This window comes from Enterobacter sp. 168J2 (assembly GCF_034107265.1).
Classification (GTDB): domain Bacteria; phylum Pseudomonadota; class Gammaproteobacteria; order Enterobacterales; family Enterobacteriaceae; genus Enterobacter; species Enterobacter nematophilus.
This window is the reverse complement of record NZ_JAWNEB010000004.1, coordinates 106,994-121,653: the sequence shown is the minus strand read 5'-3', so window position 1 is coordinate 121,653 and position 14,660 is coordinate 106,994. Positions and strand designations below refer to the sequence as shown.

General features: G+C 59.1%; 15 protein-coding genes. 3 read left to right on the top strand and 12 right to left on the bottom strand.

Annotated features, from left to right (window positions below; all coding sequences use genetic code 11):
• Positions 1-4: 4 nt before the first annotated feature.
• From truA to pdxB, 3 genes are all read right to left on the bottom strand, one after another.
• Entirely contained in the window at positions 5-817 is an 813-nt protein-coding gene (gene truA / locus USG84_RS12950) for a tRNA pseudouridine(38-40) synthase TruA (protein WP_151412961.1), read from the bottom strand.
• Positions 817-1,830: an aspartate-semialdehyde dehydrogenase gene (locus USG84_RS12945; protein ID WP_151412962.1), complete on the bottom strand. Its 1,014-nt coding sequence runs from the start codon at positions 1,828-1,830 to the stop codon at positions 817-819. The genes truA and USG84_RS12945 overlap by 1 nt, the downstream gene beginning before the upstream one ends.
• A 67-nt stretch (positions 1,831-1,897) precedes the next feature.
• Positions 1,898-3,034, bottom strand: a complete 1,137-nt coding sequence (gene pdxB, locus USG84_RS12940) for a 4-phosphoerythronate dehydrogenase PdxB (protein ID WP_151412963.1) — start codon at positions 3,032-3,034, stop codon at positions 1,898-1,900.
• A gap of 113 nt (positions 3,035-3,147) precedes the next feature.
• Between pdxB and flk the strand changes: the two genes are divergently transcribed.
• On the top strand, positions 3,148-4,152 hold the full coding sequence (flk, locus tag USG84_RS12935; RefSeq protein WP_151412964.1) for a flagella biosynthesis regulator Flk: 1,005 nt from the start codon (positions 3,148-3,150) through the stop codon (positions 4,150-4,152).
• 42 nt (positions 4,153-4,194) lie between these two features.
• Here the strand turns inward: flk and USG84_RS12930 are convergent, their stop codons facing one another.
• Positions 4,195-5,373, bottom strand: coding sequence for an MFS transporter (locus USG84_RS12930; protein ID WP_320738301.1), 1,179 nt, complete (start codon positions 5,371-5,373; stop codon positions 4,195-4,197).
• 67 nt (positions 5,374-5,440) lie between these two features.
• Positions 5,441-6,658, bottom strand: coding sequence for a beta-ketoacyl-ACP synthase I (fabB, locus tag USG84_RS12925; protein ID WP_014832795.1), 1,218 nt, complete (start codon positions 6,656-6,658; stop codon positions 5,441-5,443).
• Between the two features lie 158 nt (positions 6,659-6,816).
• Here fabB and mnmC point away from each other — a divergent pair, with 158 nt between their 5' ends.
• Positions 6,817-8,814, top strand: a complete 1,998-nt coding sequence (gene mnmC, locus USG84_RS12920) for a bifunctional tRNA (5-methylaminomethyl-2-thiouridine)(34)-methyltransferase MnmD/FAD-dependent 5-carboxymethylaminomethyl-2-thiouridine(34) oxidoreductase MnmC (protein WP_253542873.1) — start codon at positions 6,817-6,819, stop codon at positions 8,812-8,814.
• Between the two features lie 62 nt (positions 8,815-8,876).
• On the opposite strand, the gene USG84_RS12915 is transcribed toward mnmC, so the two are convergent.
• From USG84_RS12915 to prmB, 6 genes are read right to left on the bottom strand one after another with little or no spacing between them, the layout of a single operon-like run.
• Positions 8,877-9,152 (bottom strand): YfcL family protein, encoded by a 276-nt coding sequence (locus USG84_RS12915; RefSeq protein ID WP_028013966.1) that lies wholly within the window; start codon positions 9,150-9,152, stop codon positions 8,877-8,879.
• A 13-nt stretch (positions 9,153-9,165) separates the two neighbouring features.
• On the bottom strand, positions 9,166-9,711 hold the full coding sequence (locus USG84_RS12910) for an elongation factor P hydroxylase (RefSeq protein ID WP_253542874.1): 546 nt from the start codon (positions 9,709-9,711) through the stop codon (positions 9,166-9,168).
• The gene (locus USG84_RS12905) at positions 9,711-10,520 is read right to left on the bottom strand and encodes a sulfite exporter TauE/SafE family protein (RefSeq protein ID WP_061097513.1); all 810 of its coding nucleotides are present in this window, start codon (positions 10,518-10,520) and stop codon (positions 9,711-9,713) included. The genes USG84_RS12910 and USG84_RS12905 overlap by 1 nt, the downstream gene beginning before the upstream one ends.
• A complete protein-coding gene (gene mepA / locus USG84_RS12900; RefSeq protein WP_253542876.1) occupies positions 10,520-11,344 on the bottom strand; it encodes a penicillin-insensitive murein endopeptidase in 825 nt (274 codons plus the stop codon). Before mepA ends, USG84_RS12905 begins: the two co-directional genes overlap by 1 nt.
• 2 nt (positions 11,345-11,346) lie before the next feature.
• On the bottom strand, positions 11,347-12,432 hold the full coding sequence (gene aroC / locus USG84_RS12895) for a chorismate synthase (protein ID WP_061097511.1): 1,086 nt from the start codon (positions 12,430-12,432) through the stop codon (positions 11,347-11,349).
• 60 nt (positions 12,433-12,492) lie between these two features.
• Complete coding sequence (prmB, locus tag USG84_RS12890) at positions 12,493-13,425, bottom strand: 50S ribosomal protein L3 N(5)-glutamine methyltransferase (protein WP_253542878.1); 933 nt, start codon at positions 13,423-13,425, stop codon at positions 12,493-12,495.
• A 145-nt stretch (positions 13,426-13,570) separates the two neighbouring features.
• Here prmB and smrB point away from each other — a divergent pair, with 145 nt between their 5' ends.
• Positions 13,571-14,122: an endonuclease SmrB gene (gene smrB, locus USG84_RS12885; RefSeq protein WP_008502613.1), complete on the top strand. Its 552-nt coding sequence runs from the start codon at positions 13,571-13,573 to the stop codon at positions 14,120-14,122.
• A 46-nt stretch (positions 14,123-14,168) separates the two neighbouring features.
• On the opposite strand, the gene sixA is transcribed toward smrB, so the two are convergent.
• Positions 14,169-14,654 carry a phosphohistidine phosphatase SixA gene (gene sixA, locus USG84_RS12880; RefSeq protein WP_003861375.1) on the bottom strand — a complete coding sequence of 162 codons (486 nt, stop codon included), beginning with the start codon at positions 14,652-14,654 and terminating at the stop codon, positions 14,169-14,171.
• Positions 14,655-14,660: the final 6 nt, after the last annotated feature.

Below are 14,660 nucleotides of genomic sequence, written 5' to 3'. Positions count from 1 at the left end.
TTGTTTAGTCCGCTAAAAACAGCGGGCCCATTGGCGGTTTTGGCAGGTCAAACCGATCCGGATAGTCTACCGAGACCAGATAAAGCCCTTCCGCTTTCGCCGTTGCTGCCGCAAGCGTTCTGTCCTTCGCTGCCAGCAGTTCTGCAATCCAGCTCTCCGGCTGGTGTCCGGCGCCCACTTCCATCAGGCTGCCTACAATATTCCGCACCATATGATGTACAAAGGCATTGGCTTTGATATCCACCACCACATACGCGCCATAACGACTGACGTTAATGTGCATGACGTTACGCCACGGCGTACGGGACTGACACTGCACCGCACGAAACGACGTAAAGTCATTTTCACCAATCAGGCACTGCGCCGCGCGATGCATGCGTTCTGCATCGAGCGGTTCATAAAAATGCGTCACGCCCTGGCTTAATACCGCCGGGCGCAGACGCTGGTTGTAGATGACATAGCGATAGCGACGCGCCGTCGCGCTGAAGCGCGCGTGAAAATCATCCGGCACAGCTTTCACCCAACGCACCGCGATGTCACCAGGTAAATTCGCATTTACACCCAGCGTCCAGGCGGCATCCTTACGCACGGCGGTGGTTTCAAAGTGAACCACCTGCCCCGTGCCGTGAACACCCGCGTCCGTACGTCCCGCGCACAGGACGCTAATCGGCTCGTTTGCCACCTGTGAGAGCGCTTTCTCCAGCTTTTCCTGAACGCTGCGCACCTCATTCTGACGCTGCCAGCCATAATATTTACTGCCATCGTACTCAATACCGAGGGCAATTTTATGAACCGGCTTTTGTTCCACTTCGGACATCAGTACAGATACTCCTGCACCAGCTTCTCGGCAATCTTGACCGCCATCAGCGCGCCGCCAAAGCGAACGTTATCGGCAACGGACCAGAACTGAACCTGCTCCGGCATACCGTAGTCGTTACGCACGCAGCCAACGGAGAGATGCGCGCTGCCGGTGGCGTCGCCAACCTGGGTCGGGAACTCGCTCTCTTCGGAAAGAACAATATCTTCACCGCGGCCAAACGCATCGCGCGCTTCTTCTGCCGCCAGCGGGCGCAGCGCCTCAAAACCGACCATCTGCGCGTGGCCGTAGAAGACCGGGGACTGCACGACGATGGCGGAAATCATCAGCCCCTCATCCTGCAGAATCTTGCGCGCTTCGTCGACGAGACGGCGCTCTTCGCGCACGGAACCTTCACGATCCGGCAACAGCGGCAGCATGTTGAACGCCAGCTGGCGGCCAAAGAAATCATCTTCGTCGATCGGGATGCCGTTCAGCAGCTTCGCACTCTGCCCGGCCAGCGCGTCAACGGCCTTTTTACCGTTCGCCGACGCGGACAGCAGGCTGGTGACGGTAATGCGCGACAGGCCGCCGTCGTCGATCAGCGGCTTCAGCGCGGTCAGCAGCTGGCTGGTCAGGCTGTTCGGTACCGCGATGACGTTACGGTTGCGGTAGTCAGCCAGCACAAACGGGTTGACGTCCGGTACCACCAGCGGCACGTCCGGCTCCAGGGAGAACAGGCCGCTCAGGTCGATCACCAGACAACCCGAATTGGTCGCCTCTTCAATGTAAGACGCCGTGGCTTCAGCGCCCGCGGCGAAAAACGCCAGCTGCGCCTGGGTCCAGTCAAACGCGGCCGCATCCTGAACCATCACGGATTTACCACCAAAACGCAGATGCTCGCCCGCGCTGTCGGTGCGCGCCAGCGCATAGATATCGCCCACCGGGAACTGACGCTCGGCAAGAGTTTCGAGCAGGGCTTCGCCCACGGCACCCGTGGCACCTAAAATGGCAATGTTCCAGCCTTCAGACATGGTGGTTTACTCCAGAAATAAAAAAGCGTCCCTGTCGGCGTATCCGACAGGGAGCATTATGAAGACATTAATGCGCCGGGTGATGAACGGCGTTAAAACCCAGTTTCTTGAGCAACGTCGCAGCCGCTGCGTCGTCGCACATCACATACAGGGAAGACCACTCGCGGCGCTCAACGTAATTCTTACGCAGCTTGTCAAATTCACCCGGGATCCCCGCCACCTTACGCAGCAGCGCATCGTCGCGGCGCACATCATACACCAAATGCACCAGCCTTTTCAGCGTTGCCTGATCGAGCGGGCCATGCAGGGTAATGCGGCCAAATTCAGGCGCGGGGAGTAAAGTATCCAGCGCCACCTGCTGCGGATGGCCGATAAAGGCGCTGTAAGCTTCAAACACCTGCGTCGTGCCGCGCGCTTTACCTTCAAGCGTATAGCCCGCGATATGCGCGGTAGCAACGTCAACCTTGTTCAGCAGCTCAACGTTGAGATCCGGCTCCGGCTCCCAGACGTCCAGCACCACGCTGAGGTCCTGCCCTTCATTCAGACATTTCAGCAGCGCGGCGTTATCCACCACCGGGCCACGGCAGGCATTTATCAGAATAGTGCCAGCCTTCAGACGGCGAATCAGCGCCTCGTCCGCGAGATGCAGGGACTTATACGGCCCCTCTTTAAACAGCGGCGTGTGGAACGTCAGCACATCGCACTGTTCAACCAGCTCATCCAGCGCGCGGAAATCCCCGTCGTCACCGTTATCTTTGCGCGGCGGATCGCACAGCAGCGTGCGGATCCCTAACGCTTCAAGGCGCTTTTGCAGGCGCCCGCCAACGTTACCCACGCCGACAATCCCCACGGTGCGGTCTTTTAGCGCAAAACCGTCGCGCTCGGCCAGCATCAGCAGCGAGGAGAAAACGTATTCCACGACGGCAATGGCGTTACAGCCCGGCGCGGCGGAAAAACCGATTCCGGCCTGCTTCAGCCACTGATCATCCACATGATCGGTCCCTGCCGTTGCGGTTCCGACAAACTTAATCGCTTTACCGGCAAGCAACGCCTCATTTACTTTGGTCACCGAGCGCACCATCAGCGCGTCTGCGTCATCCAGTTCGTTAACCGGAATCGGGCGACCAGGGACAGCCTTAACGTCGCCGAGGCGGCTAAACAGCTCGCGGGCGTAAGGCATATTTTCATCAACGAGGATTTTCACGTCTGAGTACCTGTTTGAGAGGAAGAAAACCTGCCAAGTGTGCCATAATCTGGCCGCCAGGCATATACGTATGCCGGGTTTACGCTGAGTTTTGACTTTAAGGATTTTTGACGATGCAGCCCATTTCAGGTACGCCGCCACGCCCTCCGGGTGAAAGCCCCGTCACGCCAAACGTTGCCGGTGAACAGCCGCTATCCACGCAACAGCGCACCGTGCTGGAGCGACTGATCACGCGCCTGATAGCGCTGACTTCGCAGCAAAACGCGGAAGTCTGGGCCGGGGTAAAGCATGATTTAGGCGTGAGGAACGACGCACCGCTGCAGTCGCGCCATTTCCCTGCCGCCGAGCAAAATCTCAACCAGCGTATTACGACCGCGCAGCAGAACCACACCACGCGCCAGATTGTCACGCAGCTGACCGAGCTGCTGGGCCAGGGAAATAACCGTCAGGCAGTCAGTGACTTTATCCGTCAGCAGTATGGCCAGACCGCCCTGAGCCAGCTGACGCCAGACCAGCTTAAAACCGTGCTGACGCTGTTGCAGAACAATCAGTTATCTATTCCTCAGCCTCAGGTACGCCCGTCAACCGAGCGCCCGCTGCAGCCTGCCGAGCACAACACGCTGAACCAGATGGTGACCAAACTGGCCGCCGCGACCGGCGAGTCGACGAAGCTTATCTGGCAATCCATGCTCGAACTGTCCGGCGTGAAGGCGGGCGAGCTGATTCCGGCCAAACAGTTTACCCATCTGGTGACCTGGCTACAGGCGCGCCAGACGCTCAGCACCCAGAGCGCCCCTACCCTGCATACCGTTCAGGCGGCGCTTAAACAGCCGCTGGAGCCGCACGAGCTCGAGGTGATTCGGGATTACGCCCAGCAGAACTGGCAGGCCACGCCGCAAACGGTGCTGACCACCGCGCAGGTGCAGGATCTTCTCAATCAGATCTTCATTCGCCGCGCCGAGCGGGAAGGCGGCGTGCCGGAGGTAAGAAACGTTCAGCCGATCTACAGCCCGCTGTTTGCGCCCGTTGTAGAGACGTTCAGAACGCTCTCTGCCCGTCCGGGATTGATGTTTATTGCGCTACTGATTGCACTGGCGATTTTCTGGCTGGTTGCCTGACGTTTTGCCCGGTGGCGCTCCGCTTACCGGGCCTACAACGGCTCAAGTCCTGCGAAACGCCACCAGCGTCACCACGATCCCCACCACCGCGGAAAACGCGCCGGCCAGGAAGACGGACGGGTAGCCAAACGAGGTGGCCAACAGCCCCGCCAGCGGCCCGGTTACCCCGTATGAGATATCCTGAAACGCCGCATAGCCGCCCAGCGCCGTACCGCGCACCTGCGGCGCCACGCGCTTCACCACCTCAACGCCCAGCGCCGGGAAGATCAGCGAACAGCCGCAGCCGGTGAGCGCGGCGCCAAGCAGCGCCACGGAGGCGACCGGCGCCTGCCAGAGCAGCACCAGCCCAATGGTTTCGATCACCAGCGACGCCACCGCCACCTTCACGCCGCCAAAGCGATCCGGCATCCAGCCGAACAGGACGCGCATCAGGACAAACGCGCCGCCAAAGGCCGTCAGCGTAAAGCCCGCCATCGCCCAGTCGCGGCTCATGAAATAGAGGGAGACGAAGGTGCCAATCACCGCAAACCCCACGCCCTGAAGCGCCAGCCCGAGCCCCGGCTGCCAGATTTGCCCCACCACGCTCCACAGCGAAGGACGATCGCCTTTGTGCGCGGGCACTTTACGCACTGAACCGTTAAACGCCCACGCCAGCAGCGGCAGCACCATGGTGGTACCCGCCAGCGCCGCAAATCCAAACTGGCTGTGGATCAGCAACCCCAGCGGCGCGCCTGCGGCCAGTGCGCCATAAATGGCCATCCCGTTCCAGGACATGACTTTGCCGGAGCGCGCAGGCCCCACCAGCCCCATCCCCCAGGTCAGGGTGCCGGTCAGCAGCTGGCTTTCACCGAAGCCAAGGATTAAACGGCCCACCACCAGCAGCGCAAATTTATACGCGGCGTCGACCGGCAGGAGAGCGGCCAGCAGCCACGCGCCGCCCGCCAGCCCGCAGGCAAACATGCCCTGTAAGGCCGAGCGTTTTGCACCGTGCTGATCCGCCAGCCGTCCGGCGTAGCCGCGGGTTAACACCGTGGCTAAAAACTGAATGCCCACGGCAATGCCGACCATGGTGTTGCCGTAGCCGAGTTCCTGATGAACGAACAGCGGGATCACCGGCAGCGGCAGGCCAACGGTCATGTAGGTCAGGAATACCGCAAAGGCGATGCGGAAAAGAGAAAGGTTCCCGGAAGGAGTGCCCTTCTCGGGGGTAACAGCCTTCATGCATAACTCCGTGTTCAGGCATAAAAAAGGGAGCCTTCCGGCTCCCTTCTATTATACATTCAAACGCTTATGCTTTCAGCTTGCGCATAACCAGCGTGGCGTTGGTGCCGCCGAAGCCGAAGCTGTTGGACATGACGGTAGTCAGCGTCGCTTCCGTTGGTTTGGTCACGATGTTCAGGCCAGCCGCCTGCTCGTCCATCTCTTCGATGTTGATGCTCGGGGCGATAAAGCCGTTTTCCAGCATCAGCAGTGAGTAAATCGCTTCCTGCACGCCCGCCGCGCCCAGAGAGTGGCCGGTCATGGCTTTGGTTGCAGAGATAGCCGGGCTGTTGTCGCCGAACACTTCACGGATCGCGCCCAGCTCTTTCACGTCGCCTACCGGAGTAGAGGTACCGTGGGAGTTCAGGTAGTCGATTGGGGTATCAACGCCGTGCATCGCCATCTTCATGCAGCGCACCGCGCCTTCGCCGGACGGTGCAACCATGTCGGCGCCGTCGGACGTCGCGCCGTAGCCCACGATCTCAGCGTAAATGTGCGCGCCGCGCGCCAGCGCGTGCTCCAGCTCTTCAACCACAACCATACCGCCGCCGCCCGCGATGACGAAACCGTCACGGTGCGCGTCATAGGTACGGGAGGCTTTGTCCGGGGTTTCGTTGTACTTGGTGGACAGTGCGCCCATCGCGTCGAACTCACAGGCCATTTCCCAGCCCAGCTCTTCGCCGCCGCCAGCAAATACGATGTCCTGTTTGCCCAGCTGGATCTGCTCAACCGCGTTGCCGATGCAGTGTGCGGAAGTTGCACACGCGGAGCTGATGGAGTAGTTCACACCGTGGATTTTGAACGGGGTCGCCAGGCATGCGGAAACCGCAGAACCCATGGCTTTGGTGACCACGTACGGACCTACCGCTTTCAGACCACGCGGGCTGCGCATTGCGTCAGCACCGAATACCTGCGCTTTTGACGAGCCGCCGGAACCGGCAATCAGGCCCACGCGCGGGTTGTTCTGATAAACCTCTTCACTCAGGCCAGAATCTTTGATCGCTTCCTGCATGGAGAGATAAGCATAAATAGAGGCATCGTTCATGAAACGAACCACTTTACGGTCAATCAAACCGGTGGTGTCCAGTTTGACGTTACCCCATACGTGGCTACGCATACCTGAATCTTTAAACTCTTCAGAGAAAGTGATCCCGGAGCGTCCTTCACGCAGAGATGCCAGGACTTCCTGCTGGTTATTACCGATGCTGGAAACAATGCCCAGGCCAGTAATCACTGCACGTTTCATTCAATACCTCTGTAAGTCGCACTATAAAAAGTTTCGAGTCGCACAATAGCGTACACTTGTACGCCGAACAAGTCCGATCAGACATTTTCTGAGGAAATTTGCACCGATGGACTCACATCGTTAAGATCGTGCCACTGCCTGTCAGACGAGTAACTTACGTGAAACAAAACGCTATACAACCCGCCAACCTCGAATTTAACGCTGAGGGTACACCTGTTTCCCGAGATTTTGATGACGTCTATTTTTCTAATGATAACGGACTCGAAGAAACCCGCTATGTTTTCCTCGACGGAAACCAGCTCAGCGCCCGCTTCCCGACGCACCCGCGGAGCCTGTTTGTGGTCGCGGAAAGCGGATTCGGCACCGGGCTGAATTTTTTAACCCTCTGGCAGGCGTTTTACCAGTTTCACGCTGCGCACCCTGAGGCTACGCTACAAAGATTACATTTCATCAGTTTCGAAAAATTCCCGCTCACCGCGCACGATCTGCGGCTCGCCCACCAGCGCTGGCCGGAGCTTGCAGTCTGGGCGGAGCAGCTTCAGGCGCAGTGGCCGCCGCATATCGGCGGCTGTCACCGTCTGATTCTGGACGGCGGACGGGTGACGCTGGATTTATGGCTGGGCGACATTAACGATCTGACCGATACGCTCGACGACTCGATGAACCAGACGGTGGACGCGTGGTTCCTGGACGGCTTTGCGCCCGCCAAGAACCCGGACATGTGGAGCCAGCATCTGTTTAGCGCGATGGCGCGGCTGGCGCGTCCCGGCGCAACGCTCGCCACCTTTACCTCAGCCGGCTTTGTTCGCCGCGGCCTGCAGGACGCGGGCTTCACCATGCAGAAGACCAAAGGCTTTGGCCGCAAGCGCGACATGCTGGTCGGCACGATGGAGCAGACGCTGGACATTCCCGCTCGGGCTCCCTGGTTTACGCGCAGCGCCAGCGCATCGCGCGAAGTGGCGATTGTTGGCGGAGGGATCGCCAGTGCCCTGCTCTCTCTCGCGCTGCTGCACCGGGGCTGGCAGGTGACGCTCTACTGCGCTGACGAGGCGCCGGCCAGCGGCGCGTCCGGCAACCGCCAGGGCGCGCTTTACCCGCTTTTAAGCGCGCACGATCCGGCCCTGTTCCAGTTTTTCCCCGCGGCCTTTACCTTCGCCCGTCGCCTGTACGACACGCTGCCGGTGGCATTCGACCACGACTGGTGCGGCGTGACGCAGCTCGGCTGGGATGAAAAGAGCCAGCAAAAAATCGCGCAGATGCTGTCGCTGGGCTTGCCGGAGGAGATTGCCCGCGCGGTCAGCGCGCAGGAGGTGGCAGACGCCGCTGGCGTGGAAACCGGCTGTGGCGGCATTCAGTATCCGCTCGGCGGCTGGCTGTGCCCGGCTGAACTGACCGCGGCGGCGATTAGCCTGGCGCAGTCACGCGGGCTGACGGTGCATTATGCCCATAAAGTTGAATCGCTCAGCCGGTCAGAACGATGGACTTTGCGTTTTGCTGATGGTAAAGAGGCTCACCATGCCAGCGTTGTGCTGACAAACGGGCACAACATCAGCCAGTTTATCCAGACAGAGACGTTGCCGGTTTATCCGGTCGGCGGCCAGGTAAGCCATATCCCGACCGCGCCCGAACTGAGCAAGCTGCATCAGGTGCTGTGCTATGACGGCTATCTAACGCCGCAAAATCCGTCAAATGCTCATCACTGCATAGGTGCCAGCTACCACCGTGGCGAAGCGGATATGCGCTACAGCGAAGCGGATCAGCAGCAAAACCGCCAGCGCCTGATTGACTGTTTCCCGAATGCGGCGTGGGCGAAAGAGGTTAACGTCAGCGAGGGCGAAGCGCGCTGCGGCGTGCGCTGTGCGACCCGCGATCATCTGCCAATGGCGGGAAACGTGCCGGACTATGAGGCAACGCTTGAGGCCTACCAGGATCTGGCAGAAAACCGGGATGCGGCGGTGAGTGCTCCGGTTTATCCGGAACTGTTCATGCTGGGCGGATTAGGATCGCGAGGATTGTGCTCCGCGCCGCTGCTGGCTGAAACGTTAGCCGCGCAAATGAGCAATGAGCCTGTTCCGCTGGACAGAACCACGCTTGCGGGGCTGAACCCGAATCGACTGTGGGTACGGAAACTGCTGAAGGGGAAAAGGGTTAAGTAGGGTGCGGTCGAATCCCCTCACCCTGACCCTCTCCCCAAAGGGGAGAGGGAAGAGAAGGCGGCTTAGCGTTTAGCCTGCTGGAACAAATTGTCCCACATGCCCAGTACCAGTGACTGGTCGCGCGGAGAGAGCTCCCCGGCCAGAATGGCTTTCTCCAGGCTGCGAGTGACTTCAGCGTGAACGGCGTCGGCAGAGTGATCGTCTCCTGCTTCCAGCTCGGCTACCGCCAGCGTCAGGTGACCACGCAGATAACCGCTGGCGAACAGCTCATCATCACTGGCGTGTTCCACCATGTCATCAATTAACGCCAGAATGCGTGATTCAAATTCTGCGATCATCTTCTTTCCTCTGTTAAAGATCTTCCGGCCAAGGGAAGCATTCCGCCGTGATCTCCGGCGTGTGGTAATAATTCTGTAAAGCCCCGATCAGGCGCGCCGGACGTTCCGGGATGCCTTTCTCAAGATACTCCATCACCTGCGCATGAACGCGGCGCTGGAAGACGATACGGTCTGGCTCGAAGTCGCCTTCAAGGTTGTCACAGCTCACGTTGAACGGGAAACCCGCCGCCACGCAGAACAGCCATTCCAGCGCCTGTGGCTTCACTTCCACGTCTTCAAACTGGCCCTGCGTGGCGGCGTCACGCCCGTCCGGACAGTACCAGTAACCGAAGTCCACCAGCTCGCGCCGCGCTTTCCCCGCGATGCACCAGTGCGAAATCTCGTGCAAACCGCTGGCGTAAAAACCGTGGGCAAAGACGATGCGGTTATACGGAATCTCTGCATCAGCAGGAAGATAGATCGGTTCGTCGTCGCCTTTAATCAGACGGGTATTAAAATCATCAGCAAAACAGCCGTCAAAGATCTCAATCAGCTGTTCGTATTTATGCGTACTGTTCATTAGTTCATCCCCAACCAGGTGAGGATCTCCTGTCCATGGCTGTCATAAAGAAGTTTGGCGCTCATCACCGCCGAGACGATAACAATCATCGGGCGGATCAGCTTTTGTCCTTTGCTTAATACCAGACGCGAGCCCGCGCGCGCGCCCAAAAACTGCCCTGCCATCATCACAAAACCTGTTGCCCAGATAACCTTGCCGCCAATGATAAACAGCAGCAGGCCGCCGAGGTTCGAGGTCGCATTCAGCACTTTGGCGTGGGCGGTGGATTTGGCGAGGTTAAACCCGGCCAGCGTCACGAACGCCAGCGCGTAAAACGAGCCTGCGCCCGGGCCGAAGAAACCGTCGTAAAAACCGACGCAGCCGCCGGCAATCAGCGCAAACGGCAGGCCGTGCAGACGACGCTGGCGGTCTTCCTCACCGAGCTTCGGCATCAGTAAAAAATACAGGCCAATGCAGATAACCAGAATCGGCAGGATCTGGCGCAAAATATCGGACTGCACGTGCTGCACCAGCAGCGCGCCCGACGTGGAGCCGATAAAGGTCATCAGGATATTGAGCTTCTGATCGGCCAGGCTCACCACCTTACGGCGGATAAAATAGAGCGACGCGGAGAGCGAGCCGCCGCAGGCCTGAAGCTTGTTGGTGGCAAGCGCCTGCGCCGGGCTCATGCCTGCCGCCAGCAGCGCGGGCACGGTCAATAGCCCGCCGCCGCCCGCGAGCGCATCGATAAAACCGGCCAGCATGGCCACAAAGAACAGCACCACCAGCAGCAGCGGTGACACCATAAACAGATCGACGAAATTATCCATTAAAGTACATGCTCATCCAGTAGCGCCTGGCAGGAAGGCGGCAACGGAGGCGGTGTCTTCTTCTCAGGCTTAGAGGTTCCAGGTTTTGCCGGCTCAAACCAGCTTTGCAGTTCGTAACCACAGCCATCGCCTGGCGGAGGTAACGGCTGATCTTCACATTCCAGGCTGTTCGCCGGGCAGCGCAGACGAACGTGCATATGCGCACGATGCTGGAACCACGGGCGCACTTTGCGCAGCCAGTCGCGATCGGTTCCCGCATCCAGGCAGAGCTGCTGCTTGATGGCAGGGTTGACGAAAATCCGCGTGACGTCGTTATTTTCTGCCGCCAGCTTGATCATGCTGAAAATCTCCGGTGACCATCGGGAGGCAACGACCCGTTTGCCGTCGCCCGAGACCAGATCCAGCGCCTGCGGTTTCAGCAGCTGCGCAGACGTCCAGCGCGTTTTCGGCAGCTGCAGGAAGATATCGACATCCAGTCCGGTCTGGTGGCTGGCGTGCCCGCCGTTGAAGCGGCCACCGGCAGGCATCCCCATATCGCCAATCAGCATCGTCCCCAGCCCCAGGTTATGCACCTGGTTTCCCAGTCGCTGAATGAACAGCACCAGGTCAGGGTGGCCGAAGTAACGACGCTGGTCGGTACGCATCACCTGGTACGTATCCGATTGCAGCGGCAGCTCCTGCGCGCCCACAATACAGCCGTTAGAGAAGGCGCCGATGGACTGCGCGCTTCCCGCCACCGGATGGGTGATTTTTTGCCACGGCGTGGCGGCCAGACTGGCTCCACTGGCCAGCAGCGCCAGCAGAGCAATTGCGGTTTTTTTCATGTTTACCAGCGTGGAATGGTGGTCGTCACGTCCGCATTCTGCGCGCGCTGGCGCAGGAAGTGATCCATCAGCACGATCGCCAGCATCGCTTCTGCGATCGGCACCGCGCGGATCCCCACGCACGGATCGTGACGTCCTTTGGTGATCATCTCAACTTCTTCGCCATCGCGGTTAATCGTGTGGCCCGGCACGGTGATGCTTGAGGTTGGCTTCAGCGCGATGTTGGCAATAATCTGCTGTCCGCTGCTGATACCGCCCAGAATGCCGCCCGCATGGTTGCTCTGGAAGCCCGCTTTCGTGATTTCGTCACGGTTCTGGCTGCCGCGAAGCGCCACCACGTCGAAACCGTCGCCAATCTCGACGCCCTTCACCGCGTTGATGCTCATCAGCGCGTGGGCGATATCGGCGTCGAGACGGTCAAATACCGGCTCGCCCCAGCCAGCCGGGACGCCGTCTGCCACCACGGTAACTTTCGCCCCAATGGAGTCGCCCTCTTTTTTCAGGCCGCGCATCAGCTCGTCCAGCGCTTCCAGCTTGTCCGCATCGGCGCAGAAGAACGGGTTTTGCTCGACCTGATCCCAGTCTTTGATCGCCAGCGGAATGTCGCCCATCTGGGTCAGACAGCCGCGGATAACGATGCCAAATTTCTGCTGCAGATACTTTTTGGCAATCGCGCCAGCGGCCACGCGCATCGCGGTTTCACGCGCGGAAGAGCGTCCGCCGCCGCGATAGTCGCGAAAGCCGTACTTTTGCTCGTAGGTATAGTCAGCGTGGCCCGGACGGAACACGTCCTTGATAGCACCGTAGTCCTGGGAGCGCTGATCGGTGTTTTCAATCAGCAGACCGATGCTGGTCCCGGTGGTGCGGCCTTCAAAGACGCCGGAGAGAATTTTAACCTGGTCCGGCTCGCGACGCTGCGTGGTGTAGCGAGAGGTGCCCGGACGACGGCGGTCGAGGTCGTGCTGTAAATCTGCTTCAGTCAGTTCGATGCCTGGCGGTACGCCATCAACGATACAGCCCAGCGCCAGCCCGTGCGACTCGCCAAAGGTGGTTACGCGGAATAACTGTCCAATACTGTTTCCTGCCATCACGGCTCCGATGTTGTTGTTTGTGTTTGAGCGTTGTGAAACGGGCCGAAGCCCGCTGGATTAATCTTTATAGATGCTGAAATGTTCGCGCGCGTCGAGCAGCTGCGCTTTAGTCAGCATAAAGACGCCGTCACCGCCGTTGTCGAACTCAAGCCAGGTGAACGGCACATCCGGGTACTGCTCTATCAGATGTACCATGCTGTTGCCCACTTCACAAATCAGAACGCCGTCATCGGTCAGGTAATCCGGCGCGCAGGCCAGAATGCGGCGGGTCAGCTTCAGGCCGTCAGAGCCTGACGCCAGGCCCAGTTCCGGCTCGTGACGATATTCGTTCGGCAGATCGGACATGTCTTCTGCATCGACGTACGGCGGGTTAGTGACGATCAGATTGTACTGCAGCGTCGGCAGGTCGCGGAACAGGTCAGAGCGGATTGGCGTGACGTGATGGATCAGACCGTGCTCTTCGATGTTGTGTTCGGTCACGGCCAGCGCGTCGGTGGAGATATCGACGGCGTCCACTTCCGCGTCCGGGAAGGCGTACGCGCAGGCAATCGCGATGCAGCCGCTGCCGGTGCACATATCCAGAATGTGCTGCGGCTCATGGTTAATCAGGCCTTCAAAGTGGTTGTTGATCAGTTCGCCAATCGGCGAACGCGGTACCAGCACGCGTTCATCGACGTAAAACTCGTGGCCGCAGAACCAGGCTTTGTTGGTCAGATAGGCGACCGGGATACGCTCGTTTACGCGACGGATCACGCGCTCAACGATGCGGTGTTTTTCGCTGGAGGTCAGGCGCGCGGTGCGCATGTCTTCCGGAATGTCCAGCGGCAGGTAAAGAGACGGCAGCACTAGCTGAACGGCCTCATCCCACGGGTTGTCGGTACCGTGACCGTACCAGATATTGGCGGCGCTGAAGCGGCTAACCGACCAGCGCAACATGTCCTGTATGGTATGCAGCTCGTTTACTGCTTCATCGACAAATATTTTATCCACTCTTTCCTCCAGGGCATGCTCGCATAATTTTCGGCGGCTAGTTTGCCATGAAGACGGCGATAAATCAGCAATGACGCGTACCGCTTGAGGTTAAAAAATGCGTTTAGTCGGGTACACTATCGGAAATACGAGATGAGAATGACGAATGAAAAAGAAAACATCGCTCAGCGAGGAGGATCAGGCTCTATTCCGCCAGCTGATGACCGGGACGCGTAAAATTGCGCAGGACACGATTGTCCACCGCCCGCAGCGTAAAAAAATCAGCGAAGTCCCGGTCAAACGGTTGCTGCAGGAGCAGGCGGATAACAGCCACTATTTTTCAGATGAATTTCAGCCGCTGCTCAATACGCAAGGGGCTGTGAAGTACGTGCGTGAAGACGTCAGCCATTTTGAACTGAAGAAATTACGCCGCGGTGATTATTCGCCGGAGCTGTTTCTCGATCTGCACGGCTTAACGCAGATGCAGGCGAAACAGGAACTGGGGGCGTTGATTGCCGCCTGTCGCCGCGAACACGTTTTTTGCGCCTGCGTGATGCACGGCCACGGTAAACACATTCTGAAGCAACAGACGCCGCTGTGGCTGGCTCAGCACCCGCACGTGATGGCGTTTCATCAGGCACCGAAAGAGTACGGCGGAGATGCCGCATTGCTGGTGTTGATTGAAGTTGAGGAGTGGCAGCCGCCAGAGTTGCCCTGACAGAAGGGCGGGTAATACGTAGTACCCCGCCCTGTCACACGTCACGTCAGATGGCTTTTGCCATCTTCAGGTTGCACGGGCTCATTTGCCAGTTGAAGACCCCTTTGCCGGTTTCGTCGAGAGTGACGTTGGCAATGGCAGAAGTGGTGAACATTGGCGGCGTTTCGCCCGGGCACAGCTCAGATACCAGATAGCCGACCAGCGGCAGGTGGGAAATGACCAATGCGGAAGCGACACCTTCATTGCACAGCGCCTGAAGGTAAGCGCTGACAAGACCGACATCGCCGCATGGCGTCAGCTCAGGGAGAACGTCCACGCTGGATGGCAGGTTCATACACTCCCCTACCACGTCCAGCGTCTGTTCTGCACGCAGGAACGGACTCACCAGAACGCGTTCAATGTCCACTTTTTGACCTTTAAGCCACGTCGCCATTTGACGGGATTCGTCACAGCCACAGACGGTTAAAGGACGTACTGAGTCACTGGCGGCATCGAGTGCCGCGTCGCCGTGACGCATGATAAAAACTTGCATATTGCA

What these genes read in the sequence shown, in the direction of transcription:
- smrB (WP_008502613.1), top strand. Translation starts at nt 13,571, where the DNA reads ATGAAAAAGAAAACATCGCTCAGCGAGGAGGATCAGGCTCTATTCCGC.
- USG84_RS12910 (WP_253542874.1), bottom strand. Translation starts at nt 9,711, where the DNA reads ATGAACAGTACGCATAAATACGAACAGCTGATTGAGATCTTTGACGGC.
- aroC (WP_061097511.1), bottom strand. Translation starts at nt 12,432, where the DNA reads ATGGCAGGAAACAGTATTGGACAGTTATTCCGCGTAACCACCTTTGGC.
- truA (WP_151412961.1), bottom strand. Translation starts at nt 817, where the DNA reads ATGTCCGAAGTGGAACAAAAGCCGGTTCATAAAATTGCCCTCGGTATT.
- USG84_RS12915 (WP_028013966.1), bottom strand. Translation starts at nt 9,152, where the DNA reads ATGATCGCAGAATTTGAATCACGCATTCTGGCGTTAATTGATGACATG.
- mepA (WP_253542876.1), bottom strand. Translation starts at nt 11,344, where the DNA reads ATGAAAAAAACCGCAATTGCTCTGCTGGCGCTGCTGGCCAGTGGAGCC.
- USG84_RS12945 (WP_151412962.1), bottom strand. Translation starts at nt 1,830, where the DNA reads ATGTCTGAAGGCTGGAACATTGCCATTTTAGGTGCCACGGGTGCCGTG.
- USG84_RS12930 (WP_320738301.1), bottom strand. Translation starts at nt 5,373, where the DNA reads ATGAAGGCTGTTACCCCCGAGAAGGGCACTCCTTCCGGGAACCTTTCT.
- sixA (WP_003861375.1), bottom strand. Translation starts at nt 14,654, where the DNA reads ATGCAAGTTTTTATCATGCGTCACGGCGACGCGGCACTCGATGCCGCC.
- USG84_RS12905 (WP_061097513.1), bottom strand. Translation starts at nt 10,520, where the DNA reads ATGGATAATTTCGTCGATCTGTTTATGGTGTCACCGCTGCTGCTGGTG.
- flk (WP_151412964.1), top strand. Translation starts at nt 3,148, where the DNA reads ATGCAGCCCATTTCAGGTACGCCGCCACGCCCTCCGGGTGAAAGCCCC.
- fabB (WP_014832795.1), bottom strand. Translation starts at nt 6,658, where the DNA reads ATGAAACGTGCAGTGATTACTGGCCTGGGCATTGTTTCCAGCATCGGT.